General features: G+C 40.4%; 16 protein-coding genes. 13 read left to right on the plus strand and 3 right to left on the minus strand.

Annotation, left to right across the window (positions count from 1 at the left end):
- Nucleotides 1–1,066: 1,066 nt before the first annotated feature.
- The 5 genes from BW935_RS16410 (at nt 1,067) to BW935_RS16430 (ending at nt 7,141) form a co-directional block, all read left to right on the plus strand.
- Entirely contained in the window at nt 1,067–1,441 is a 375-nt protein-coding gene (locus BW935_RS16410; protein ID WP_076502876.1) for a response regulator, read from the plus strand.
- Nucleotides 1,442–1,495: 54 nt separating this feature from the next.
- The gene (locus BW935_RS16415; protein WP_076502877.1) at nt 1,496–2,293 is read left to right on the plus strand and encodes an MlaE family ABC transporter permease; all 798 of its coding nucleotides are present in this window, start codon (nt 1,496–1,498) and stop codon (nt 2,291–2,293) included.
- Complete coding sequence (locus BW935_RS16420; protein ID WP_076502878.1) at nt 2,286–3,047, plus strand: ABC transporter ATP-binding protein; 762 nt, start codon at nt 2,286–2,288, stop codon at nt 3,045–3,047. Before BW935_RS16415 ends, BW935_RS16420 begins: the two co-directional genes overlap by 8 nt.
- A complete protein-coding gene (locus BW935_RS16425; protein WP_076502879.1) occupies nt 3,047–4,015 on the plus strand; it encodes an MlaD family protein in 969 nt (322 codons plus the stop codon). The genes BW935_RS16420 and BW935_RS16425 overlap by 1 nt, the downstream gene beginning before the upstream one ends.
- Before the next feature lie 432 nt (nt 4,016–4,447).
- Nucleotides 4,448–7,141, plus strand: a complete 2,694-nt coding sequence (locus tag BW935_RS16430; protein ID WP_076502880.1) for a M14 family metallopeptidase — start codon at nt 4,448–4,450, stop codon at nt 7,139–7,141.
- Nucleotides 7,142–7,406: 265 nt separating this feature from the next.
- Here BW935_RS16430 and BW935_RS16440 read toward each other — a convergent pair whose 3' ends face one another.
- Both BW935_RS16440 and BW935_RS16445 read right to left on the minus strand, forming a co-directional pair.
- Nucleotides 7,407–8,252 carry an OmpA/MotB family protein gene (locus BW935_RS16440; protein ID WP_076502882.1) on the minus strand — a complete coding sequence of 282 codons (846 nt, stop codon included), beginning with the start codon at nt 8,250–8,252 and terminating at the stop codon, nt 7,407–7,409.
- Between the two features lie 113 nt (nt 8,253–8,365).
- Nucleotides 8,366–11,218: a triple tyrosine motif-containing protein gene (locus BW935_RS16445; protein WP_076502883.1), complete on the minus strand. Its 2,853-nt coding sequence runs from the start codon at nt 11,216–11,218 to the stop codon at nt 8,366–8,368.
- Nucleotides 11,219–11,461: 243 nt separating this feature from the next.
- Between BW935_RS16445 and BW935_RS16450 the strand changes: the two genes are divergently transcribed.
- The 8 genes from BW935_RS16450 to rfbB all read left to right on the plus strand — a co-directional run bounded on the left by BW935_RS16450 (nt 11,462) and on the right by rfbB (nt 24,745).
- A complete protein-coding gene (locus tag BW935_RS16450) occupies nt 11,462–14,542 on the plus strand; it encodes a SusC/RagA family TonB-linked outer membrane protein (protein ID WP_076502884.1) in 3,081 nt (1,026 codons plus the stop codon).
- Nucleotides 14,543–14,547: 5 nt separating this feature from the next.
- Nucleotides 14,548–16,020, plus strand: a complete 1,473-nt coding sequence (locus BW935_RS16455; RefSeq protein WP_076502885.1) for a RagB/SusD family nutrient uptake outer membrane protein — start codon at nt 14,548–14,550, stop codon at nt 16,018–16,020.
- A 12-nt stretch (nt 16,021–16,032) separates the two neighbouring features.
- Complete coding sequence (locus BW935_RS16460; protein ID WP_076502886.1) at nt 16,033–18,078, plus strand: PKD domain-containing protein; 2,046 nt, start codon at nt 16,033–16,035, stop codon at nt 18,076–18,078.
- A gap of 12 nt (nt 18,079–18,090) precedes the next feature.
- The gene (locus BW935_RS16465; protein ID WP_076502887.1) at nt 18,091–19,209 is read left to right on the plus strand and encodes a glycoside hydrolase family 16 protein; all 1,119 of its coding nucleotides are present in this window, start codon (nt 18,091–18,093) and stop codon (nt 19,207–19,209) included.
- A gap of 160 nt (nt 19,210–19,369) precedes the next feature.
- The gene (locus BW935_RS16470; RefSeq protein WP_076502888.1) at nt 19,370–21,061 is read left to right on the plus strand and encodes a potassium channel family protein; all 1,692 of its coding nucleotides are present in this window, start codon (nt 19,370–19,372) and stop codon (nt 21,059–21,061) included.
- Between the two features lie 94 nt (nt 21,062–21,155).
- On the plus strand, nt 21,156–22,319 hold the full coding sequence (locus tag BW935_RS16475; RefSeq protein WP_076502889.1) for a glycosyltransferase family 4 protein: 1,164 nt from the start codon (nt 21,156–21,158) through the stop codon (nt 22,317–22,319).
- A gap of 311 nt (nt 22,320–22,630) precedes the next feature.
- A complete protein-coding gene (locus BW935_RS16480; RefSeq protein ID WP_076502890.1) occupies nt 22,631–23,683 on the plus strand; it encodes an NAD-dependent epimerase in 1,053 nt (350 codons plus the stop codon).
- A gap of 12 nt (nt 23,684–23,695) precedes the next feature.
- Nucleotides 23,696–24,745 (plus strand): dTDP-glucose 4,6-dehydratase, encoded by a 1,050-nt coding sequence (rfbB, locus tag BW935_RS16485; RefSeq protein ID WP_076502891.1) that lies wholly within the window; start codon nt 23,696–23,698, stop codon nt 24,743–24,745.
- A gap of 351 nt (nt 24,746–25,096) precedes the next feature.
- On the opposite strand, the gene BW935_RS16490 is transcribed toward rfbB, so the two are convergent.
- Nucleotides 25,097–25,315 (minus strand): hypothetical protein, encoded by a 219-nt coding sequence (locus BW935_RS16490; protein ID WP_245802726.1) that lies wholly within the window; start codon nt 25,313–25,315, stop codon nt 25,097–25,099.
- Nucleotides 25,316–25,440 lie beyond the last annotated feature (125 nt).

A 25,440-nucleotide genomic window follows, 5' to 3' on the forward strand; every position in this document is an offset into this window, starting at 1 on the left:
TAGTCTTGGACCTCACATCCACGCAGTTTTCAAACTGCCCTTTAAACCTGTTTTATCACAGCTAAAACTCCTAATTACTCCTTCAAATCCATTAAAATTAATATAACTACAATAACAAGCCTAGAGAAAAAATATACTTAAATAAAAATTAACACAAGAGGATCTAACGTATTGATATAATACACTTTAAATAAAGTTTAGGGCAACCATAATTTGCAAACACTAAATAATTTAGCTGTATCTAAATCGAGATTAACGCTATTTTGATCCCTTCCCAAAATCATTCCCCTAGTACCTGCCCCATTCCCCCCAAAAAAATCCAAGTATTTACCTCCCTCGGGGAGGATCTGGGTAATCTGTACGAGCCCCCAATCTTCCAATCTTCCAATCTTCCAATCCTCATCCCCCAATCCCTCGTTAACTACTTCCTATTCCTATTTCGCCGCAGGCATATATCTACCATATTTCGCAAAGCATATTTCACTCCACAACTTGTCATCCTTCCAACCCTCATTACTAATCCCTCAATAACCCTCCCGATTCCTCGGGGAACCCAATCCCCCAATCTTCCAATCTTCATCCCCCAATCCTTCATTAACTACTTCCTATTCCTATTTCGCCGCAGGCATATATCTACCATATTTCGCAAAGCATATTTCACTCTACAACTTGTCATCCTTCCAACCCTCATTACTAATCCCTCAATAACCCTCCCGATTCCTCGGGGAACCCAATCCCCCAATCTTCCAATCCTCATCCCCCAATCCCTCATTAACTAGTTCCTATTCCTATTTCGCCGCAGGCATATATCTACCATATTTCGCAAAGCATATTTCACTCCACAACTTGTCATCCTTCCAACCCTCATTACTAATCCCTCAATAACCCTCCCGAATCCTCAGCGAACTAAATCCCCTAATAACTTCCCCTTCATCAGATAAAACCTTATTTTTGCAATAGGTATAATTTCCATTAATTAAGTGAACCACTAGAATCGAAAACTCCGTAATTTCTTTTACTTTAATGGAAACTCGCAAAAACATAGACAGAACTCTTTTTTGAAACAATGAATAAAGCAATCAACAAAATCATTTTTGTAGACGATGATAAAATCCAGCATATGATCAACAAGAAAAATATGCTACGGATCAAACCTGACCTGGAACTTATTTTCTTCCAGAATCCTTTTTCGGCATTAGAATGGCTAGAAGTCAACGCCACAGACCTATTGCTATTAGATATCAATATGCCTGAAATGAGTGGTTGGGAGTTTCTTGACCTTTTGGAGCAAAAGAAAATTCATGTTCCAGTCAACATGCTTAGCTCATCAATGGATCCAGATGACATCGCAAAAAGTAAAGATTACAAGATGGTGGAAGGTTTCTTAGTCAAACCCCTTCAAGTCGAAGTGATAGAAGAGCTACTCAATCCCTTAGAATGATATTCATCATTTTTAATTCAAATTGCTTACTTTCGTCAGTTAGAAAATATACTTATGTCAGAAATTATTGAAAGAAACAGACCTGTATTGTCAAAAAAACTGGATAAGTTTTTTACTGGACTGGCAGATGCATTTCGATTTGTCAAAAGGTTTTTTCAAGAAGTCTGGTTTCCCCCTTACGAGTTCAAGGAAATCCTACGCCAATGCTATGAAATTGGCTACAGGTCATTGCCCCTGATCTCCCTCACAGGTTTTATCGTCGGAATTGTATTTACCAATCAGTCTAGACCCTCTCTTTCAGAGTTTGGCGCTACATCTTGGCTACCAGCCTTGATTTCTATCGCCATCATACGAGCCATGGGACCTTTGGTCACAGCTTTGATTGCCGCTGGCAAAGTAGGATCCAGCATAGGTGCAGAAATAGGCTCCATGAAAGTGACAGAGCAAATTGACGCCATGGAAGTATCTGCCATCAACCCTTTCAAATACCTTGTGGTAACTAGAACCATTGCCACCACCTTAATGATTCCTGTACTGGTACTTTACACAGATTTTGTAGCGCTGATGGGCTCTTTTATCAATGTCAATCAAAATGAATTGGTCAGCTTATCCACTTTCTTTGTTCAAGTATTCGAAGCGATTTCATTTTTGGATGTATTTTCATCCCTAATCAAATCCCTAGTCTTTGGTTTTACCATCGGTATCGTGGGTTGTTACAAAGGATACAACTCCTCAAATGGAACCGAAGGAGTAGGAAAAGCAGCAAATGCCTCTGTGGTCATGTCCATGTTCTTGATTTTTATAGAAGAGCTACTTGCACTCCAAATCGTAAACGCCATCCGATATGCCTAGTGACTACACCAACAAAATCGTAGAAATCAGAGGTGTCAGAAAGTCCTTTGATGATAATCACGTCCTCAGGGGTGTGGACCTAGATCTCTATGAAAGAGAAAACCTGGTTGTCTTGGGAAAATCAGGTAGCGGAAAATCAGTATTGATCAAATTGATGGTTGGATTACTTCGACAGGATGAAGGTACCATCAATATCTTTGGTCAAGATACAAGCAAGCTTTCACTCAAGGAGCTCAATAAACTCCGTCTGAAGATCGGCTTTGCTTTTCAGGCTTCAGCGCTTTATGATAGTATGACTGTCAGAGAAAATATGGAGTTTCCACTGGTGAGAAATGTCAAAAACCTGACAAGAAAAGAAATAGATAAAAAAGTGGAAGGGCTATTGGATTCAGTAGGCTTACCCAAGACCATCAATCAGATGCCTGCCGAACTCTCCGGAGGACAAAAGAAGCGGATTGGTATTGCTAGAACATTGATCTTAGAGCCAGAAATCATGCTTTATGATGAACCTACGGCGGGTTTGGATCCCACTACCTGCATTGATATCAATAACCTGATCAATCAGGTAAGAGAAGAGTACAATACCTCTTCTATCGTCATCACACATGACCTCACTTGTGCCAAAGTAACAGGTGACCGCATGGCGGTTCTGATAGAGGGACAATTCCAAGCCATTGGAAGCTTCGAAGAGGTTTTTGCACAAGCCAAAGACCCTAAAGTGAAATCATTCTACGACTATAACTTCATTCAATAATGAGAAACGATAATAAAAAAACAGTTTTGGTTGGTGTATTCGTATTGATCGGAATCATCATCCTCGTGGCAGGAATCATGACCCTTGGGGGACAGCAGAAGAAATTCGTCAAAAGCATCAGCCTCAAAGCAGTATTTGATGATGTGGCAGGGCTACAGACAGGTAACAATGTTTGGTTCTCCGGTGTGAAAATAGGTACCGTCAAAAAAATCAACTTCTATGGAGACTCTCAAGTAGAGATCGAAATGAATGTTGAATCCAAGTCAAAGGAGTATATCCGCAAGGATTCCAAAGCAACAATCAGCTCTGATGGTCTGATTGGTAACAAAATCATCGTCATCTATGGAGGTACTTCCCAAGCTCCAGTAGTAGAAAATGGCGACAGGTTGATCTCTGAAATGCCATTGGATACAGACAAAATGATGGAAACACTCCAAGAAAATAATAAGAACCTTGTATCCATTACCAATGACCTCAAAGTGCTGACAGGTAAAATTGCAGATGGCGAAGGTATCATTGGTGCTGTCTTGACAGATTCTACCTTGGCGATGAATTTCAGAAACATTCTGCTCAACCTAGAGCGAACAGCAATCAGAAGCAATCAAATGGCCAATGATCTATCAAAGCTTTCCGCAAGTCTCAATCAAGAGGGAAATCTAGTACATGATCTCCTTACCGATAAGGAAATTTACGGCAATCTCCAAAAATCAATCATTGACCTTCAGTCAACTGCCGATAATGCGAAGCAGATGACAGATAATCTGAATAATGTTACCAACAAACTCAATGGCACGGACAATGCTATCGGAACCCTATTGAATGATCCAGCTTTCAATGAAACCTTGAAAAGTACTTTCATCAATCTTGATAGCTCTACGATGAACCTCAATCGTGGATTAGAAGCTTTAGAATACACTTGGCCTTTCCGCCGTGGCTTCAAACGCATGAACAAAGCCAACGAAAACTAACCTGACTCACGTTCAATAAAATACCCAAACCCTTCCATCCGAAGGGTTTTTTTTACCCCCAATCCCCTATCCTTCAATAACTAGTTGATTCGTGTAATCGTGTAATCGATTAGAATCCTACACTTTACTCAATTCCCCAGTTACTCAATTCCCCAATCTAAAATCTGAAATCTAAAATTTAATCCCCAATCCCTTAATCAACTTATTCCCAGTCCTATTTCGCCGTAGGCCTATTTCTACTTTATATCGCAAAGCATATTTCACTCCATTTTCCATAAAAACTCGCCTTGGATTTATGTTTCACTCTCCAAATTACCTTGTTCTCAATTCTCCCTTCCTCCTTCCAAACCCATTTTTTCCCGATCATAGAGCCTTGTTTTGATTCGTTTAGGGCTTAGCGTATTTTCGTCCATAGACATTTATCATATAACCATGAAAAAAATATACCTCTCCTTTTTGGCGATCATGCTCTTTGCTGTCACCATGGCTCAGCAAATTCCATCACCAAAAGAACACTTTGGTTTCAATATCGGGGATGACTACATGCTCGCGACCTTTGAAGCTACGGATGCCTACTTTAGAAAAGTAGCCGAACTATCCGACAGAGTAAAGTTCGTAGAAATTGGACCATCTGAAGAAGGAAGACAGATGCCGATGATGATCGTCACTTCTCCTAAAAACCACCAAAACCTTGCGCAATACAAAGAGATTTCCCAAAAACTCGGTAGGGCAGAGGTGGCAGAAGATGAAGCCAAAAGACTTTCCAAAATAGGCAAGCCAGTAGTATGGATCGATGGAGGACTCCACTCCACTGAAACAGTAGCATCCCATCAATTGATCGAAACCTACTACCAATTGGTTACCAGAAATGATGAGGAGACTCTCAGGTTATTGGATGACTTGGTGATTTTGCTAGTTCATACCAATCCCGATGGACAGGAGATCATCACCAACTGGTACATGAGTCAGGAAGATCCTGAGAAAAGAAACATGCGCTCTCCTTACATGTACCAGAAATATGTGGGGCATGACAACAACAGAGATTTTTTCATGAACAACATGAAAGAATCCACCAACCTTTCCCTACAACAATATGTAGAATGGATTCCTCAGATCATCTACAATCACCACCAAACATCCCCAGCAGGAACTGTAGTAGCAGGGCCTCCATACAGAGATCCTTTCAACCATGTCTTTGATCCACTGATCATGACCAGTTTGGATGGAGTAGGTGCTGCCATGATCAACAGGTTGAATGTTGAAGACAAGCCGGGCTATACCAGACTTAGCGGTTCAGTGTTTTCCTCTTGGTGGAACGGTGGCTTGAGAACAACCCCCTATTTCCACAACATCATCGGGATTCTAACAGAAACTACCGGAAGCCCTACACCTTCTGAAATTCCACTAGTTCCTGAAAGATTGATTCCTACCCATGCGACTCCTTATCCAGTAGAGCCTCAAGCTTGGAATTTCCAGAGATCTATTGATTATTCGGTTTCGATGAATTATGCTGTTTTGGACTATGCCAGCAGAAATGCCGATGCCTTACTTTTCAATATTTACAAAATGGGTAAAAATGCCATCGATAGAGGCAATATGGATCACTGGACCAAGTATCCAAAAAGATCAGCCGCAGTCACAGCAGCTTTCGAAGCTGATAGATCCAATGACAGTGGTAATAATAACTGGAGAAGGGGTGTTCCTACTGAGTTTTTTGACAAAATCTACAAAGATCCTGAATTGAGAGACCCTAGAGGCTTTATCCTTCCAGCAGACCAAACAGATTTCCCTACAGCAGTAAAGTTCTTGAATGCTTTGATCAAATCAGGTATTCAGGTACACCAAGCCACTGAAGATTTCTCAGTCAATGGCAAGGCCTATCCAAAAGGTTCTTACATTGTCAAAACAGCACAAGCTTTCAGACCACATATCTTGGATATGTTTGAACCACAAGATCATCCAAATGACTTCCAATATCCAGGGGGACCTCCAGTTAGACCTTATGATGCAGCAGGCTGGACTTTGGCATTTTCCATGGGAGTTGAGTTCGATAGGATTTTAGATGGATTTGATGGTCCTTTTGAAGCCTTGGCTTATGGTGAAGTGTTGCCTATGCCAGCTCAGACTGTGGCTGCTGGTTCAGGATTCATGTTAGATGTAAGAGTCAACAATACCTTTATAGCCATCAACGACTTACTCAAGGCTGGTGTGGATGTGCAAAGGACAACTGAAGATATAAATGGCATGCCGGCAGGTTCATTCTTTGTGGCAGCTAGAGGAAGAAATATCCTTCAAAAGGCAGCTCAAGAACATGGAGTCAAGGCTGTCCCTGCTTCCAAACCAAGAAATACAAAAAAAGTAACTCCTTCTAGAATAGCACTATTTGACTATTATGGAGGTTCTATGCCTTCTGGTTGGGTGAGATGGATGCTGGAGCAGTACAACTTCCCTTTCCAAGTGGTATATCCACAAGAGATTGACAAAGGAAACCTCAATGCCAAATATGATGTCATGCTATTTATCGGTCCTGGCATGCCAGGATTAGGTAATTCACCTTCTAGAAATCAAGCAGACCCAGCTGATATCGCGGAAGAGTACCATGCACTACTGGGGACTTTGTCAACAGATACCTCCATACCTGCCATCAAGCAGTTTATGGAAAATGGAGGAAAGGTAGTCGCAGTAGGAGCAGCAACTTCTTTAGCTTATCATTTAGAACTGCCTGTAAAAAATGCGCTGGTAGAAACTACTGCTGATGGCAGAGAAAGGAGCTTGACTGGAGATAAATATTATATCCCTGGCAGTATCCTCAGAGCCAACATAGCAACAGATAGCCCAGTGAATTACGGGATGAATCAATCAGCCAACATGATTTTCAATAACTCCCCTGTTTTCAAGTTGGCAGACAATGCACAAGGTGTAAAACCTTTGGCATGGTTTGATGAAACTTCCCCGCTTGTCAGTGGATGGGCATGGGGAGAAGACTATTTGAAAAATGGCGTGGTAGCCTTTGAAGCTAATGTAGGAAAAGGTAAGCTTTATGCCTTTGGCCCCGAAATCACCTTCCGAGCTCAAGCACATGGCACCTTCAAAATGCTCTTCAACAACCTTTACCAAACAAAGTAACTCAAGAACCTTTGAGGTTTTCCAAAACCTCGAAGGTTTCTTAACATTTCTCTCTTAACCTTTGAGGTTTCCAAAACCTCGAAGGTTTTTTACATTTACCTTCGCCTTTAATTTTCAGAATAGTAGATGAGATAAGTAATTGTAGATGCAATCTACACTCAGGAATAATCACTAATCTTTCATTAATCCAAAAAAAGCCTTTGAGATCCCTCTCAAAGGCTTTTTTCAATTTTATAATCTTCCAATTTTCCAATCTTAAATCCCCTTATTCCATCAAGGCAAAGAACTTATCCAAATCAGGAATAATCACAATACGAGTTCTTCTGTTTTTCGCCATGTTTTCTGGGCTATCATTATCTACTAATGGCATGTAGCTGCTTCTTCCAGCGGCAATTAGTTTCTCTGGTGCTACATTGTATTTGCTCTGAAGCGCCCTTACAATAGAAGTTGCTCGTTTTACACTCAAGTCCCAGTTGTCTTGTAGTATCGCCGTATTGATACTTCTTGGGTCAGTATGTCCTTCGATCATGACCTCCATGGATGGCTCTGAATTGATCACCTCTGCCAATTTGCTAAGTAATCCATCTGCATTTCTGCTGACAACGTAGCTCCCCGTGTTGAAAAGTAGACGGTCAGAAACAGAAATCATGACAACAGTCTTGTCTATATCGATCTGGATATCATCATTCTCCTGTGCAGAACCATCGGTGATTGATTTTTTGAGATTATGGGAAATGGCTAGATTCACAGAATCTTCTAATGTCTGGGCATTGGCGAGCTTATTTGGATCTACATTGGCTAGCGTAGCCTTCAATTTGTCTCTGCCATTATTGGACATAGGAACAGCGCCATCCAAAGTATACTTGCTATCACTTTCTTCCCTGAGGGAATTGATCTTAGCATTGTACTCCTCAACCCTTCTTTCGATTCTAGCAAAGCGGTCTTCTAGAATTCGCTTTTCTTCTTCCAGCTTTTCTTTTTCAGCTGTAGTCTCAGACAACATATAAGCAGTAGTATTGTAGTCATTTTCAAGTGCTACATACTTCTTTTTCGACACACAGGAAGCTACCAAAGCCCCTGATAATAAAGTGATTGTTATGACTCTTTTCATAAGTTGGTTTGTTTTATTTTTACCAACTTTTTCAAAAACAAAGCCACAGAAAACCAGCTAGTATTTTTTACCCTATAATTGTTTATCTCACAGTGTATTTTGTCAAAAAATAATCAAAACTTCAATATAAACTCCTGCAAATTATCTTCCCTCGTCAAGTTCAGCTTCTTCCTCAGTCGGTACCTGGCAATTTCCACCCCTCTCACCGAGATATTCATCAGATATGCGATCTCTTTGGTACTGAGATTCATTCTCAAATAAGCACTTAACTTGATTTCTTGAGGACTGAGATTCTCATGTATTTTCTTGAACCTCGACATAAAATCTCCATGTACCTGATCAAAATGAATCTCAAACTGCTCCCAATCTTCATCTTCAGCGATGTTTTTTTCTATATTCTTGATGACTTTCTGGATTTCATTTTTGACCTCCTGGTTTTTACTTTTCTTGATAATCCCCGTGAGATTCCCTTTGACATGATCAATGAAGCCATTTTTGGTAATCAAATGCATGGTAGCAGATGCAAGTTCTTTATCTTTCAATTGTATTTCCTGTTTGAGCTTTTCATTCTTCAACCTTTCTAGTTCTTCTTGGGAACTCCTAAGTTCTGAATCTTTAGCCTCTATCACTTTTCTAGAAGCGCTTTTCAGTTGTCTTGCCCTTTTCTGATATTTCTTTTCTATGGTCAGATAGCCCGTGAATCCAAATATACAGAGCATCAAAAAATAGACACCATATGCTACTTGACTTCTATACCAAGGTGGCAGAACCTCAAAATCCCAGCTTGTTTCTTCAGCAAGTTCACCATATAGATTTCTACTTCTTACATGAAAAGTATATTTACCCTCTCTGAGATTCGTGTAGGCTTTCTCCCTTTTTTCTATCCACTCGCCATAGCCTGGTTCTAGACCTTCCAACCAAAATTGGAATTCCAGATCTTTTTCATTGTTTGGTGTTGGATTACTACTTTCAAATCTAATGTTGGCCTTTTGATATGGAATTTTGATGGCCTCTTGCTTACCTTGATTAGGAATAGAATAGGCATTGCCATCAAAAATCAAAGAATCTACTGCTCCAGTTATGAAAACCGAGCGTAGCAAGGTCGGGAATTCATTGGGCTGATAGGTGTTTTGGTTGAGACTAAAGTGGATAAATCCTTCATTTGCCGCAAACAAAACTTCATTACCTCTAGTAGCTGCGATATTTTGAAGATCATCATTGAGTAAGGGAAGGAGCTGATTGAATAGCTGATGGTGCTTGATAAAACTCCCATCAACTTTTTTTTCTAATACACCAGCTTCATGTTCAGCAATAAAATAAATATTACCCAATTGATCTTCTTGCATGTAATGAATGACATCTCCGGCTCCAAAATAATTCAAGAAAAAGGGATCTCTTTCGAATAACTGATCTGAGTCATTGAATTTAAAAATCCCTGCTTGTGTGGTGAAAATCAGTCTATTGCCTAATTTCCAGACATTGTTCAAAGTATTGGTTGGTAATCCTGATTCAGGCCCAAATGCAGTCACGTTTACTGATTCCAGCGATTGATCCAATTGAAGTTTGTAGATTCCCTTATAGCCATGTGCTACCCAAATATTTCCCTTATCATCTTGTTCAATGATTCTACTGGACTCAGAAAAACCTTTGATTTGTCTTAAAAATCTAACTTCCCCATGATTGATCTCATACAGATAAATGCCATTGTATCCACCAACCAGAATTAGATTTGGGTGATTTTTCAATCTTTGGAAATTCCATATCCCGGTAGGTCCTTCAATTTTATTTGCTTGGTTGCCTTTGATCACAAATGCCCCATCATTGTGAGCGATTAAAAGGTGATTTTCAATGGACTTCAGCTGATAAACCTGCCCTGTAGAATTTTCAATGAATTTAGCCTTTGGGTCGGAGTTTTGCACATATACCCCATTATTGGTTCCAAAATAGGTCTTATCATCATATAGAATTGCATGATAGCCAGTGCCAGTTAACCCAGAGAACTGATTGATTTTTCTAAATGGCTTACTCAACTCAACCAAAGTGAGACCATTGTTATGCCCTATCCAAAGGTTACCTGAAAGATCCTCAAAAAGTGAAACAACAGAATTATTGTTTAGACCATTGTTATTGTTGAGATAAAGAAGTGTTGCCCCACGTTCTGAAAGTATGTAGAGCCCATTACTCTGAGTACCTATGGCAATATTGCCATTTTTCAAGCGCAGTGCGGTATTGATGGCACTCTGAAAATTATCCTTCCATTTCTTTACCTCTTGACTTTGAAGTTCAAATACTCCAGCATCCCTAGTCAATACGATTTGTTGATTGGAAGAAAGCTGAAGCACCCCTGTGACAAGGTGGTCACTGAAAAGTTCCGAATTACTGATACTGACCAATTGACCATTTTGGAGGGTGTACAGGCCACTGCTGACTTCATTCACATATAGCTGACCATTTTGAAAGTGAAAACTCTCAAAAGCACTCTTGGAGGTGAGGTCATAGCGGTAGTTTTGTTTTTTGTCAAAGACAAAGATTTGTCGGGTTGTACAAAAAAGGATTTCTTCTGAGGTGATATAAACCTTCCATACCTCTTCTAGATTTTTAAAAGCTTCTGGTAGCTTATTTTTCAAGGATTGAAATTCCAATTGCCCGATTCTGTTGGGTGTGAAGTACCCAAAATCTCCTTGACCTGTCACATAAATTTGCCCATCCTCATCCAATTGTACATGTCTCAGTTTTGTTCCTGAAGGTAGTGCATATCTCCTCCAAGTAGTTCCATCATATTCCAATAGCCCATAATTGTTGGCAATGTAGATCAGGCCTTTGGTACTTTGAGTAATGGCATAATTCTGGATTCCCCCTTGATACTCTTGACTGGAGTAATATTTAGAAAAAGGCAAGCCAATATCTTGTGCAAAAATGCTGACTTGAAGAAAGAGAAAAACTAGGAGTAAATAGACCTTTTTCATATGTGATATTATAATCTAGTTTCTAAGTTAATAAATTTTTATTGATGTAGTCTTTTAGATCATCGAATGAGTTTTCTGAAAAATCAAAAATGCTTATTCATTTCATTTCAATCGATGTTTTTATTTGCAATGTTGAGTTTTTGTGAAATAGTAAAAATGCTTTTGATGTAGTATTGATGTAGTACTTTTTTTCTAGTTATGGAAGTTTCAAACGACATTCGGAAATCAATAAATCCAAAACAAATGAGAAAACTATTACTATTGTGTATTGTGCTCTCACTCCAATACGGAGCATGGGCACAGGGAGAGGTAGTGAAAGGACAAGTCAAAGATGATACTGGCTTTCCTCTACCTGGTGTTAGTGTTTTGAAGCTGAAATCTACGGTAGGTACTGTCACAGACCTCGATGGAAACTTTTCGATCAATGCCTCGGCAGGAGATCAGCTTCAATTTACTTTTATGGGGTTCAAACCTCAGGTGATTACAGTAGGTGCCGCTGCTACCATTGATGTGACGCTGATCGAAGATGTTTCCAACCTCAATGAAGTTGTGGTCATCGGTTACGGTACTGCAACCAAAAAAGAATTGACGGGAGCTACTTCTCAGGTCAAAGGTGATGCTATAGAGAGGATGAATATGCCTAGAGTAGATCAGGCTTTGCAAGGCCAACTCGCCGGTGTCAACATCACTACCAATTCAGGTGCTCCTGGAGGTACCTCCAACATCCGAATCAGAGGTCTAGGCACTTTTGGAGACAATGACCCACTGATTTTGGTAGATGGGGTGATCTACGATGCTGCTGGACTAAATGCCCTCAATCCAAATGATATAGAATCTGTCAACGTCCTCAAGGATGGTACAGCAGGTATCTATGGTGTAAGAGCTGCAAATGGTGTAATCCTAATTGAAACCAAAAAAGGAAACCTTGGTACAAAACCAAGAATGGACTTTTCAGCTTTTTACGGTGTACAGGAAACAGCCCGAAAGCTTGACCTACTCAATGCTAGAGAGTTTGCCATTTTGAAAAATGAAGCTTTTGCAGCAGGCGGACAACCTATGCCTTTCAACAATGTAGAACTAGGTGAAGGGACGGATTGGCAGAATGCTGTATTCCAGACAGCACCCATTCAAGAATATAACATGACCGTAACAGGCGGTTCTGAAAAAACTTCATACTCTATAGGTGGATCCTACTTTGGACAGCAAGGTATTGTGGGTGGTCCGAAGGCTAATTTTGAGAGATACACCGCTAGAATCAATTTCATCACAGAGCTTGCGCCGAGAGTGAAACTGACCAATGTCTTACTTTATACCAGAGAAGAAAGCAAAGGCTTGCCGCAAGGTGGTATAGGTTCGGTACTCTACAATACAATCAATGCTTATCCAACTGAGCCAATATTTGTAGGAAATAGATTTTCATACCTGGACAATGTCAATGATATCATTAATCCATTGGCACAAATGCAAAATACCTTCAATGATACTTGGGTAAATAAGCTCGTTGGTAAAGAAGAAATTGAATATAAGATCAATAGTAATTTCACAGCGACAGGTAGAGCAGGGTACAACTTTGCGATGGTCGATTCCAAGGTTTTTAATCCACTGGTATGGTATGGCCCAGGTAAGTTTGCCAATACTTCAAGAAATGCGAATCTCGATCCGGTACTTGTGGATGTCGGTGGAGTGCAAATAGAAAGAGGTGCTAACGTCTTTGAATCCAGAAATACCTTTCTAGATTATAACCTTGAAGCCTTCTTGAATTATGAAAATAAGTTTGGGGAGGACCATACCGTAAAAGGGATGTTTGGTGTTTCCTTGGTTGGCAACAGAAGTGAAGGATTGAATGGTACCGGATTCAATATCCCTAACAATGATTTGAACTTCGCAGATATTTCTGCCAATCAGGCTCCCGGAGGATTTTTGAATAATGTAGGCTCTTTCCAAAGCAGACAACGATTGACCTCTGCCTTTTTGAGAGGTGAATACGATTATCAAAAAAGATATTTTGTATCAGCAATCTTGAGAAGAGACGGTTCGTCTAATTTCGGTCCTAACAATAGAATAGGGTATTTCCCTGCGATCTCAGGTGCTTGGTTGATTTCTGACGAATCATTTTTCAATGTGAGTTTCATCGATTTCATGAAATTGAGAACCAGTTTTGGTATTTCTGGTAATGATCAGATTGGTCTTTTCAGATACAGAGGTTTGCTTAACGGTTCCGCAACTTATGTGTTCAATGACCTGATCATCAATGGAGCAGCTATCGGCGCTACCAGTAATCCTGACTTGAAATGGGAGACTACCTATCAAACTAACATCGGTTTAGATTTCTCTTTGTTCAATACCCTAGATTTCACAGCCAACTATTTCATCAAAAACACCAGAGATCTACTTTTCCAGCCTGATGTATCAGCCTTGCTAGGTTCTTATGGTCCGGGTGGATTTCCTCCTGTGATCAATGCAGGTGATGTATTGAATAGAGGTTTGGAGTTGGAATTGGGATATGGAACATCTAAAAAAGAAGGTGTCAACTTCCGATTTGATTACAATGTAACCTTTTTGCACAATGAAGTAACGGCAGTACCGGAGGGATTTGAGTTTATCCCTGGTGCAGCCTTCAGTGTTGGAGGAAATGTAGCTACAAGATTCCAAAAAGGTTTTCCAATAGGATATTTCATAGGCTATCAGACGGATGGTATTTTCCAATCACAAGAAGAGATTGCTTCAAGTCCAGTCACTCAAGCAGGTGCAAGACCAGGTGATTTGAGATTTGTAGATCAAAATGGTGATGGGATCATCAATTTCGGAGATGATTCAGACAGAACCATGATCGGTTCTCCAATTCCAGACATGGTGATGGGTTTCAATTTCTCGGTAGATTTCAAAGGTTTTGATTTAGGAGCAAATATCTATGCAGCCTTGGGGCAGGACATCATCAGAAACTACGAGAGACAACAGCCTTGGGCGAATCAGCTTGCTTACAACATCAATAGATGGACTGGTCCAGGTACTACCAATGAAGTGCCTAGATTGACTACTGGTCCTACAAGAAATACAGTGTTCTCTGATTTTTATGTTGAAGATGGTTCTTTTGTGAGATTGAGAAATGTGCAGCTTGGATACACACTTCCTTCTACTGTATCTCAAAAAATCGGCATGCAATATTTTAGATTCTACGTTGCTGCCAACAACTTGGTAACCTTGACAAGATATCAAGGTTTCGATCCTGATGTGGGATCTGGTAATCCACTATTTGCAGGTGTGGATAATGGTATCTACCCGCAAGCTAGAACCATCATGGCAGGTGTTAACATTAAATTCTAAAAATCATGAGACGAATATATAAATGGTTATTAATTGTTCCCTTGGGAATATTCTCAGCCTGCGACAGTTGGCTGGATATTGATCCTGAGTTTACTCAGGATGCAGAGAACTTCTTCAATACCCAAGAAGACTTCAACAGAGCCATCATAGGGGTCTATGATATGATGCAGCCCGCCTATCTCAATATGTGGATAGGAGAGATTGCTTCGGACAACTCCATCGCTGGTGGTGAAAGTGTCAATGATACTAGAGGGCTTCACGAGATTCAAGACATGAATCATGGCGGAGTCAATGAAGAATTGAGAGCAGTGATGCGTGTAAATTATACAGGTATCGCTAGAGCCAATTACATCTTTGAGAATCAGGATAAAATTGATTTTCCAGGTAAAGAATTGATCCTAGCAGAAGCCAAGATGATGAGAGCATACTTCTACTTCAACCTAGTGAAGTATTTTGGAGATATGCCTTTGATCATCGATAGAAGACTTTCAATCAATGAAATATCGGGTACACCCCGAGCACCAAAGGCTGAAGTCTATGCTCAAATTGAAGCAGACCTTAGGGCTTCCATTGAAATACTTCCTGCTACTGTTAATGAAACAGGTAGATTGACCTCAGGTGCTGCTACAGCATTGTTAGGGCAAGTTTTGTTATATCAAAATAAATTCGCAGAAGCAGCTACTGTACTTGGTAATTTGATTGACACCAATGCAGGGGGATATGGTTTATTCCCTGATTATACCACCATGTTTTTGGTAGCCAACCAAAATGTATCTGAAGATGTATTTACCATACAATTCTCGGGTCTGCAAGGTGGAGATTATGGCTGTCTGATTTGTCTAAATGGAAATGCTGCAGTAGGTTTTCATGGTGTAAGACAATACGAAGGCCCTTTCTATGCTGATGGTAATAGCTACAATCTGCCAACGCAGGATCTATACGATGCTTTCGATGCAAATGACATCAGAAGAGATGCTACAATTTTGGACATTGATGCTTTCATAGCTTCACAGCCAAATGCTTCTGAAATCACATACGCAATTGGTGGAGGTGGTCATACAGGGTACTACCAAAACAAATACATCAAAAGAGCTGATGAAAGAGGCTTACCAGATGATGATTTGACGAGTCCATTGAACTACAGAGTGATCAGATGGGCAGATGTATTGTTGATGGCAGCAGAAGCATTCCAAAGGTCTGGAAATGATGGAAGAGCAAGAACTGAATTGAACAAAGTACGTGAGCGTGTCAATATGCCTGCAATCAATGCCTCTGGTGATGCTTTATACCAGGCTATTTTGAGAGAAAGGAGACTGGAATTGTCCGGAGAAGGATACAGATTCTGGGATTTGGTGAGAACGGGACAAGCTGCTGATCGCATCAGCGGGTTTGTAGTAGGCAAGCATGAATTATTTCCAATCCCTCAAGTTGAAATTGACCTAGCGGGTGGTATTTGGAATCAAAATCCAGGTTATTAATCAGACATTACCATGAAAAATATATTTAAATACCTTTGGCTATTGCTACCACTCGTGGTAGTCATGGCCTGTGTGGAGGAATATTCCTTAGATGGTGCTCCACCAACAGAAGCAGATGCAAATTTCACTTTCACACCTACAGCTGAAAGTGATAACATCCTCAGATTTACAGCAGATGGAGATTTCTTCATGATGAATTGGGACCTAGGTAATGGACAAACAGGTGAAGGAAAAACCATCACTGGTACTTATCCTTTGGCTGGTACGTATACCGTGTCCTTGACAGTTTTCAATTCTGGTGGTAGTGCTACTTTCACAAGAGATATTGTGATTGAGCAGACAGATCCATTATTGCTCGATAGGCCAATATTCAATTTATTGACAGGAGGAGTGGATGCTGTGGAAGGAAAGACTTGGAAAATAGATGCAGGGCGAGCAGGACACTTTGGTGTAGGTCCAAATATCCCAACAAGTAATTTCCCTGAGTGGTACCAGGCAGTAGCCAATGAAAAAGCTGGCTCAGGAATGTACACAGATCGCTATACCTTTTTCCTTGATGGATTTAGATTTGTGATGGAGACCAATGGCCTTGTTTATTTGAATAGTGCACAAGGCAGCAATTTCCCCGGTGCTTTTGATCCAGGAGTGGGCGATTTGTCTGCACCATACGAGGCGCCAGATAATCTAAGGTGGTCTTTGGTTGAGCCTGAGGGACAATTACCAGAACTTTCTGTAACACAGGGTGGCTTCTTAGGCTATTTTGCAGGAGGTAGAACTTACCAAATTGTAAGATTGGAAGAAAATGAAATGTTCTTACGATTCGTAGATCAAGCGAATACAGACTTGGCTTGGTATATCAGATTGATTCCAGAAGGTTTCGAACCTGATCCAGAACCTGAGCCAGAGCCAGAGCCTGTAAATCCGGATGTGAGTTTCACACAAAGTGATTTGGTTGGTAATGGAAGAAAAGTTTGGGTACTGAAGCCAGCTGCTGGTGCATTTGGTGTAGGACCTAGTAGAGGTAGTGACTCTTTCTTCCCTAATGGAGATGATATTTCGGGTGATCGACCTTGTCTGTTCAATGACCTTTTTATCTTCAATTCTAATGGAACCTATGAGTACAATGCACAGGGTGATGTTTACGGAGAAGCTTACTTGGGTATTCCTGATGGCTGCCAACCAGAGGAAGACCTAATCGGTACTGCTGCGGAAGCTTGGGCATCAGGTTCTCACCAATTTAGCTTTACTCCAGGAACGCCTACAGAATTCCCTAAAATCACCGTAACGGGCACAGGTGCATTCATCGCTTTGCCTAAAGCCTTTAACGGTGGAGAATACAGCGCTGCTCCTCCAAGAGCTAATGAATCCGTAACTTACGAAGTGATCGCTTATGACGAAGCTACAGAGGAAATGACCATCTCCATCGATATCACCAATGATGGTTCCGTTTTCTGGAATTTCACATTAATTCCTGCTGCAGATCAGTCAGTAGGTCAAGAAGCTTTAACTGTTGCAGATCTAACGGGAGGTGGAGAGAGAGCTTGGAAATTGAAACCTGCCGCAGGTGCATTTGGCGTAGGTCCGCGTCCAGGAAGTGATGAGTTTTTCCCTAATGGAAATAATATTTCAGGTGAAAGAGATTGCTTATTCAATGACCTATTTATATTCAAGTCAAATGGAGAATACAGCTATGATCCACAAGGAGATATTTTTGCTGAAAGTTATATGGGTACTGGCTCTGAAGGTTGTCAACCAGCCAGCAACTTAGTAGGTACTGCGGGAGAAGCATGGGGTGCTGGAACGCACGAGTTTTCCTTTTCACCTGCTTCTGGTGGAGCAAATGCAAAAATTTCAGTGACAGGTACTGGCGCATTTATTGCGCTTCCAAAAGCCTACAATGGTGGAGAATATTCAGCAGGACCTCCTAGAACAAATGAAACGGTTACTTATGATGTGTTAAACTATAATAGTAGCACGCAGGAGTTGACCATAGCCATTGATATTACAGATTCAGGGGCTGTTTGGTGGACTTTTGTCCTAGTTCCTGATAACGATTAAAAAATGATTATAATGACAAAAATGATTCAAGCAATATTCCTGTTCCTCACCCTTGCCGCAGCCAATAGCTGCAATCAAGACAATGGTGTGGAGCAGGTATTGCTCCCAACCAACTTGAATGTAGTGGTGGAGGAATTAGGCGATGGGTTGGTAGAAGTCAATTTCTCAGCCGAAAGAACCAATTTCTTCCGTGTAGGATTTGGTGCAAACAACCAAGAACCAGAAATTGTGACTGGCAGCAGAACTTCGTTTAGGTACACTGCTCCAGGTGAGTATACCATTACTGTACAAGCACATGCGACAGAAGCAGATTTTATTAAAGAGACCAGAACGGTAACCATAACTGAGCAAACCCTTGGCTTAGGGCTTCCATCTACAGGATTTGAATCCCCCATGGAGTATAATGGCTATTCCTTGGTTTGGAATGATGAGTTCAATTCTAATAGTCTTTCTTCCGATTGGGTATTTGAAATTGGTGATGGTTGTCCAAATCTCTGCGGTTGGGGTAACAATGAACAACAATTCTACAGAAGGGAAAATACAGAAGTGAAAGATGGGTATCTGATCATCACGGCAAAGCAAGAAAGTGTGGGAGGGAAGAATTACACTTCTTCGCGAATCAAAACCCAAGGTCGTAAGAATTTTACTTTTGGTAGAATTGATATCAGAGCTGCTATGCCAAGAGGTCAGGGGATTTGGCCAGCACTATGGATGCTGGGTGAAAGTATCACGGATATCAGTTGGCCTGCATGTGGTGAGATCGACATCATGGAAATGATCGGTGGCAATGTTCCAGGAAGAGATAATACAGTACATGGAACATTACATTGGGACAACAATGGTTCTTATGCCTATAGAGGTGGAGAGAAAAGACTCAGTGAAGGAGTTCTAGCTGATAATTTCCATGTTTATAGTATTATTTGGGATGAAAGAAAAATCACTTGGCTGCTAGATGATGTGGTATACCACGAGCAAGATATCACACCTACATCCATGAGTGAGTTTAGAGAGCCTTTCTTTTTTATCATCAACCTTGCAGTAGGTGGGAATTGGCCAGGTAATCCAGACAGTTCGACCATCTTCCCACAGCAGTTGGCGGTAGATTATGTCCGAGTATTTCAAAAAGATTAAACCTATACCATTTTCGTAGATTCAGTTTGAATCACAGTTTATCAAGGCCATTGGGGAACCAATGGCCTTGATTTTTATAGGAATCAAGAAACCCATTTGAATCAATTGATTTTTAAAGAGATAATTTTAGCTTTACATAAAGGAAGCTAAGTAAACAAATATGAAGTTTTTAACAACACAAGTAACGCTTTTTTTAAAAAATAGACCTGATAGAAGAAATCTCAAAACCTTATTCAGATTTTTGTTGGCATTGCTGGTGATGATCTCAGTTTTCTCCATCATCTTTCATTTTTTGATGCTCAGAGAAGGACAAAATTTCTCTTATCTGACTGGTTTTTACTGGACTTTGACAGTCATGTCTACACTGGGTTTTGGAGATATCACATTTTCTTCTGATGCTGGTAGATTATTTTCGATCGTAGTTTTGTTGTCTGGAATGCTTTTTTTGTTGGTGCTATTCCCCTTTACTTTTATCAATTTCTTCTATTCTCCATGGATGAAAGCTCAAGAGCAGGCCAAAGTTCCAAGCGAACTCCCCGAAGACATGTCAGGTCATGTGATTTTGACCAAATATGGGATTGTCACAGAAGCACTGATCAAAAAGCTCAAGAGGTTCAATTACAAATATGTGGTTTTGGTCTCTGATATTGCCGAAGGCTTACTGCTAAGAGATAAGGGGGTCAAAGTGATGTTAGGGAGCTTGGTTGACCCGAAAACTTACCAGGCTGCAAGGGTAACCCATGCAGCGCTCGTAGCATCTACTGAATCCGATGTGTTGAACACCAATGTGGCATTTACTATTAGGGAAATGTCCAAGGATGTTCCTATCATTACTACTTGTAATTTCGCCCATTCTGATGATATTCTTAAGCTTGCAGGGAGTACGCATGTGCTGCATTTGGGAGAGATTATGGGTGTTTTCTTATCAAGAAGAGCCAATGGAGGTGATGCTTGTGCCCATGTAGTGGGAAGGTTCGATGATTTACAAATCGCAGAAGCTTTGGTAACAGGGTCATTTTTAGTAGGGAAAATGCTCAAAGAAACCCAACTCAGGCAAGAAGTTGGCGTGAGTGTGGTAGGTGTATGGGATCGCGGGAAATTCCTTACCGCCCAACCAAACACATTGATTTCAGAAAGTACCGTGCTAGTTTTGGCGGGTTCTGAAGAACAGGTCAAATTATATAACAAAACGTACGGCGTAAAATCCGAGATCAATGCACCCATTATCATCATAGGTGGTGGTAGGGTAGGGAGGGCTACTGGAAAAGCCTTGGCAGGGAGAAACATTGACTATAGAATCATTGAAAAGGATCCACTGAGGATCTATGATAGAGAGACGACCATACTTGGTGATGCAGCAGAATTGGAGATTTTGAAAATCGCAGGTATAGATAGCTCCCCTTGTGTGATCATTACTTCACATGATGATGATACCAATGTTTATCTTACAATTTATTGTAGAATGCTTCGTCCCGATATTCAGATCATTACGCGATCAACTTTGGAACGAAACTTGGGAACAATGCACAGAGCAGGTGCAGACTTTGTGATGTCTTATGCTTCGATGGGTGCTACTACAATATTGAACCTGCTACAACGCTCGGATATATTGATGGTGGCAGAAGGATTGGATTTGATTCGGGTAAAAGTTCCAAAACAATTGAATGGGAAAACAATCCTCGAATCCTCAATCAGAAAGGAAACAGGCTGTACTGTCATCGCAATCAAAGAAAACGATGCAACCGAAATCAATCCTGACCCTCAGGCAAAACTGAATAAAGGAGCTGAGATCATTTTGATTGGTACGGTTGAGGCTGAAAACAAATTCTTTGAAATATATGGCAAAGATTAGCCCTATCTTAGAGAAACATACAAAATATCACGATGTCTAAAACCTGCGGATTGGGAATATTCTCCTATATTTGAACTTTTAACCCGCTGTATTAATGCCAAAGTTAATTCGAATTACAACTGTTCCGCTTTCACTCAAACTTTTGCTCAAGGGACAGATGAATTTCATGAAGTCTGCTGGTTGGGAAGTCTTGATTGTCAGTGCAGATGGTAGGGAGATTCATGAAATCACCAAAAAAGAAGGATGCGAACACCAAGTCATTCCATTTACCAGGAAAATAACACCATTTTGGGATTTGTACTGTCTTTGGTTACTCTACAAGCTTTTGAGAAGAGAAAAACCTGATGTGGTACATACGCATACACCCAAAGCCGGTCTACTGGGAATGATTGCAGCAAAGTTGGCAGGAGTCAAAGTGAGAATCCATACTGTGGCTGGTTTGCCCTATATGGTTGCTGAAAAAAATAAGAAAAATCTCTTGATCAAAGCAGAGCGCTGGACTTACAAATATGCAACAGAGGTATGGCCTAATTCATATTCACTTGGAGAGCTGATTATTAAGGAGAAACTTTGCGACCCCAATAAGTTGAAAGTCATTGGTGATGGCTCAAGCAATGGGGTGGATTTGCAGCACTACAGCAGAGAAGCTTTGAAAGAAAATCACTTGGTCGCTGCTACCATGCGTGTGATGCCTGGTGAAAATGAATTCATTATCTTAGCCGTTGGTAGATTGGTCAAGGATAAGGGGATAGAAGAGTTGGTCAAGGCTTTTCTTGACTCTAAGATTGTCAACAGAGCAAAGTTGGTTTTATTAGGTTCTTTTGAGCAAGATCTCAATCCAATCGATGACCATACTTTGAGGCAGATTCAAGACCATCCCAAGATCGTTCAGATAGATTGGACGGATCATGTGTCACATTACATGGCCATATCGGATGTTTTGGTTCACGCTTCTCATAGGGAAGGCTTCCCCAACGTCTTGCTAGAGGCAGGAGCAATGCAACTTCCCATCATTTGCTCCAACATCATTGGAAATAAAGACATAGTGACAGATAGGAGCACAGGGTTGATGTTTCCAGTAAAGAAGGCAGATGTCTTGAAAGAAGCGCTAGAGTTTGCTTATGTCAAAAGAGAATACATGCAACAGCTAGCGGACAATTTGTACCAAGTAATCAAATCAAGTTTTGATCGCAGGAAAGTCCAATCGCTCATTAAAGAAAACTATGATCGACTTCTAAAAAAGGAATCATCGAAATAATTTCTTCTAGAGTTTGATTGATACCTGCCCGATGTCGGCATGTTGGATTCGTCACGGACAAGCTCTTCCAACCTTGTATCCTTCCAACTTTCCAACATATAAACAATCCACTATTAACTCAATAACCAGTAACAATTCCACTATTAACTCAATAACTAATCCCTAATCAACTCAATAACCAGTAACTATTCCACTATTAACTCAATAACTAATCCCCAATCAACTCAATAACCAGTAACAATTCCACTATTAACTCAATAACTAATCCCCAATCAACTCAATAACTAATTACTAATAGCCCCCATTCAAAGATGAAATATTTTATAACTGGAACAGCTGGATTTATAGGTTTTCACTTGACCAATGCTTTGATACAGAGAGGAGATGAAGTGGTAGGCGTAGATAATATCAATGATTATTATGATGTCAATCTAAAATATAGCAGACTTGAGGCAGCTGGAGTTTCTAGAAAAGCTATTAAAGCTGGGATACCTGTCGATTCGAGCAGTCTAAAAGGATATACTTTCATCCAAATGGATATCTCAGATAAGCAATTGATGATGGACTTATTCAAAAAAGAGAGATTTGATGTAGTCATCAATTTGGCGGCCCAAGCTGGTGTGAGGTATTCCCTTGAAAATCCTGATGCATATATTCAAGCTAACATTCAAGGATTTATGAATATTCTTGAAGCGTGTAGGGCATTTCCTGTAAAGCATTTGGTCTATGCTTCCTCGAGCTCGGTATATGGAGCTAACACCAAGATGCCTTTTGCGACCACAGACAATGTGGACCATCCAGTAAGTCTGTATGCAGCCACGAAGAAGTCCAATGAATTGATGGCGCATACATATAGTCACCTATTTCAAATCCCTACCACAGGGCTGAGGTTTTTTACCGTGTATGGACCATGGGGTAGGCCTGATATGGCGCTATTTCTTTTTACAGATGCTATGAAAAAGGGAGAAAAGATCAAGGTTTTCAATCATGGGAAAATGAAAAGAGATTTCACCTATGTGGATGATATTGTAGAGGGGATTGTTAGGGTATCTGATAGACCTGCCAAGCAAAACCCAACTTGGTCTGGAAACGATCCCGATCCAGGGAGTTCTTACGCACCCTTCAAGGTCTATAACATAGGGAACAACAATCCCGTGGAATTGATGGATTATATCGGTGCATTAGAAAAGGCACTAGGAGTGGAGGCAGTGAAGGAAATGCTCCCAATGCAAAAGGGTGATGTGCCAGCTACATTTGCAGATGTAACTGATCTTAGCGAAGATACAGGATATAAGCCAAGCACCTCAGTAGAGGATGGAGTGGCCAAGTTTGTAGCTTGGTACAATGATTTTTACAAAAAATAAAGTTTGCTCAATATGTCAAAGAATATTCTTATTACGGGTGGTGCGGGATTTATAGGCTGTCATGTGGTCAAACTCTTTGTCAATCGCTATCCTGCATACAAGATTGTAAATCTAGATTGCCTGACTTATGCAGGCAATCTTGAAAATCTCAAAGATATAGAGCATGCTGAAAATTACTTTTTTGAAAAAGTCAACATCTTGAATGCTGAGGAGCTCATGCGAGTATTTGAGCAATATCAAATCACAGATGTGATTCACTTAGCAGCTGAATCTCATGTAGATCGCTCGATTTCAGACCCACTTGCATTTGTCCAAACCAACGTGATAGGCACAGTGAATCTGCTGAATGTTTGCAAGCAAATCTGGCAGAGTCTTGAGCAGCATCTTTTTTATCATATTTCTACTGACGAGGTTTATGGTTCTTTGGGAGAATCAGGGTATTTTCTCGAAACTACCCCTTATGATCCCCAATCTCCTTATTCGGCATCCAAAGCCTCGTCTGATCATTTTGTGAGGGCTTATACCAATACATATGGGATGAATACTGTAATTAGCAATTGTTCCAATAATTACGGACCTAACCAGTTTCCTGAGAAGCTGATTCCGCTTTGTATCCATAATATTAGAAACAATAAACCACTTCCTATCTATGGGAAAGGTGAGAATATCCGCGATTGGTTATTTGTAGAAGATCATGCCAAAGCCATTGATTTGATATTTCATCGAGGGAAATCAGGTGAGACCTATAATATTGGAGGTTTCAATGAATGGAAAAACATTGACATCGTTCGCTTGATTTGCGATAAAATGGATGAAAAGTTGGGGCGAGCAGCAGGTACTTCAAAGCAGCTGATCACGTTTGTCAAGGATAGGGCAGGACATGATATGCGTTATGCCATTGATGCCCACAAAATCAAGCAAGAGTTGGGCTGGGAGCCAAGCTTGCAGTTTGAAGAGGGCATTAGTAAAACCATAGACTGGTATATGGAGCATGAAGCTTGGTTGAATAATGTGACCTCAGGAAGTTATCAGAAGTATTACGAGGAGCACTATGGTAAGTGAATGTAATCAGAATTAATAATCAAATCTTACTAGATTCGGATTCTTATCTACGGTTACTCCATAAATTGCTCTATTTTGTTCATCAATTGAAATTTATAATTTGCAAAATCCTGAAGGTTTTAGATAACTCATATTTTAATGTGAAGATTCTCCGCTTTCTTACTAGTAGAGTCATTACAATAGAATAAACCTTTGATTTATAGCCAATATCAATTAATATCTAGTATCTATCAATATCGGCTTGGTTCAAGTCCGATTATAAATTGGTTACTACTCTAATTGCGGAAATACATAATAAATAAAAAAAAAGCCACCCTTCCGGATGGCCTTTTTTGTTTAATAATCAATGCATCAATTGATGTCTACCATTTCAATTTCCTTGAAGATATCGATTTTAGTATTTCTAGCCTTTTCTTCAAAAGCTTTCCAGTCATTATCGAAGAAGACTTTCCAAACTTCCAATGCTTCAGCAGCACTTTCTTTGGCTTGATCAAATAAGCGTTGCTCAGTAGGACCTGGAGCACCATAAGATGATGCTGCGTAGCTTCTAGGAGTACCTAACCTGCTCATGGTAGTTGGATACAAGTTTCTGACGATTCCTCCTGACTTCGACAGTCGTCAGTCCCATTTAATCGTAAGGCTTTGATAGATAATGTTTTATATTTTTTGATTTTGAATTTGGGTGTCCCAGAGGT

Source organism: Belliella pelovolcani, assembly GCF_900156785.1.
Taxonomy (GTDB): domain Bacteria; phylum Bacteroidota; class Bacteroidia; order Cytophagales; family Cyclobacteriaceae; genus Belliella; species Belliella pelovolcani.